The organism is Pseudoxanthomonas sp. GW2 (genome assembly GCF_000283075.1).
In the GTDB taxonomy this organism is placed as follows: Bacteria; Pseudomonadota; Gammaproteobacteria; order Xanthomonadales; family Xanthomonadaceae; genus Pseudoxanthomonas.
In genome coordinates this window covers 1-1,365 of record NZ_ALIP01000062.1, presented here as the reverse complement: position 1 = coordinate 1,365, position 1,365 = coordinate 1, and the positions used below count along the sequence as shown (strand labels likewise).

At 66.9% G+C, this 1,365-nt stretch carries 2 protein-coding genes; both read left to right on the top strand.

Translation table 11 applies throughout. The features are described 5' to 3' along the window. Nucleotides 1–81 precede the first annotated feature (81 nt). Complete coding sequence (locus B351_RS0104665; RefSeq protein ID WP_019397888.1) at nt 82–837, top strand: hypothetical protein; 756 nt, start codon at nt 82–84, stop codon at nt 835–837. After that, nucleotides 810–1,298 carry a hypothetical protein gene (locus tag B351_RS0104660; protein ID WP_019397887.1) on the top strand — a complete coding sequence of 163 codons (489 nt, stop codon included), beginning with the start codon at nt 810–812 and terminating at the stop codon, nt 1,296–1,298. Before B351_RS0104665 ends, B351_RS0104660 begins: the two co-directional genes overlap by 28 nt. The last annotated feature ends 67 nt before the right edge of the window (nt 1,299–1,365 follow it).

Below are 1,365 nucleotides of genomic sequence, written 5' to 3'. Positions count from 1 at the left end.
AAAGTTCTACTTATGGGGTGTCTGCGGATCGGGGAAGCTTACGCATACTGCGCAGGCCGCGACGGTGGTATCCAGGGAGCCATGAAGAAGCTGCTCTTCCTCCTGCTGCTGGCATGCGGACTCGCGCATGCGGAGTCTTCCGTTCCGGACCTGACGGCGGAGCAGTGGCAGGAAGACCTCGACTTCCTCGCCAACGAGATCGCGACCCGGCACCGGGATCCGTTCCACTTCGCCGGCAAGTCCGGGTTCGACCAGGCCGTCTCCGACCTGCGCGGGCGGATCCCCTCGATGAAGGACTACGAGGTCGTCGCGGGCCTGCAGCGCCTGGCGGCCCTTGTTGGCGACGGGCACACGTTCGTGGATACGTCGGGCGTGTACGGGCGGTTTCCGCTGGAAGGCTTCTGGTTCGAGGACGGGTTCAGGGTGATCCGCGCGGCTCCCGGATACCGGGAGGCGCTGGGAGCCCGGATCGTCGCGATCGGACCGGTCTCCATCGAGGAAGCCCAGCGCAGGATCCAGCAGTTCGTCCCACAGGCCGAGAACCGGTGGTATGTGCTGCACGCGAGCGCCAGGCAGCTCATGGGCGTCGAGCCGTTGGCCGCGGCGGGCGTCCTTCCGCAACCGGAACCGGGGCCGGCGGACTTCACCTTCGAGGATGATGCCGGGCGCCGCTTCACCCTGCGGGTCCAGCCCGTGCCTGCCGGCACCGATGCGTCGGCCACGTCGCCCCGGACCCGCTGCCATTGCCCTTCCAGAACCCGGAGGAGGGGCTCTGGTTTACCTACCTGCCCGATTCGAAGACGGTCTATGTGGTCTTCCGCTCCTTCCACGACCTGAAGGCCCGGTCCGCGCGGCTTTGGGAATTCGTCGAGCGCCATGCGCCCACGCGCCTGGTCATCGATATGCGCTGGAACCAGGGTGGGAACTACACCAGGGGCAGGGAGCACCTCGTCTACCCGCTCATCTTCAAGCCCGGACTGAACCGGACCGGACACCTGTTCGTGATCATGGGCCGCGGCGCGTTCTCAGCCGGCATGACCAACATCACCGACTTCCGCCGGGAGACGGAGGCCATCCTGGTCGGCGAGCCCGTGGGTGGGCGGCCCAACGGCTACCAGGAGAACCACCTGTTCACGCTTCCGAACTCGGGGCTTCGCGCCTCCTGTTCGATGCTCCGGTACCGGTTCCAGCCGGAGTCCGGGGCCGACACCGTCCATCCCGACCAGCGCATCGATCCCGACTGGGCGTCGTTCCGCGCGGGCAAGGACGCCGCGCTGGAGTGGATCCTGTCCCGGTAACGGGGCTAGCCGATAACGGGGTCGATAACGGGGTCAGGTTCACTTCGATGCAGCGAGTTCGCGCGTT